Consider the following 358-nt stretch of genomic DNA (forward strand, 5'->3'; position numbering starts at 1 on the left):
TGATAAACGATCTGAAGAGTATATTGTTAAAACCTTCAGAAGAAGTTGATGTTTTTATCAAAATTTTTGAAAGTTGGGTAACAAAATTACCATCAATATCAGGTCCTGTAAATCTCCATATACCTACCAGTTTCAAAGATAAGTCTCTTGAAGTAGAGTCATATTTTGTCGACAAATCAATATGGAATGTCCATATTACATTTCATGATGATAAGCGTTTTGTGTTTTTTACCGATCAATTTATTGCTGAATTTAGTCCGCAGGAATTTGTGGATAATTGTGAGCAATATTTAATTAATAATCATTGTTTCTCCCCTGACAAGGTTAACGAAATCTGCGAACAAGCCAGACATTATTT

General features: G+C 31.6%; 1 pseudogene. It reads left to right on the forward strand.

Going from position 1 to position 358, the window contains the following annotated elements:
- Positions 1-358 (forward strand): annotated as a pseudogene (locus RTW80_RS27880) (hypothetical protein); the annotation flags it as partial.

It is taken from the genome of Escherichia sp. AM3, from assembly GCF_032029835.1.
GTDB classification, from domain to species: Bacteria; Pseudomonadota; Gammaproteobacteria; order Enterobacterales; family Enterobacteriaceae; genus Escherichia; species Escherichia coli.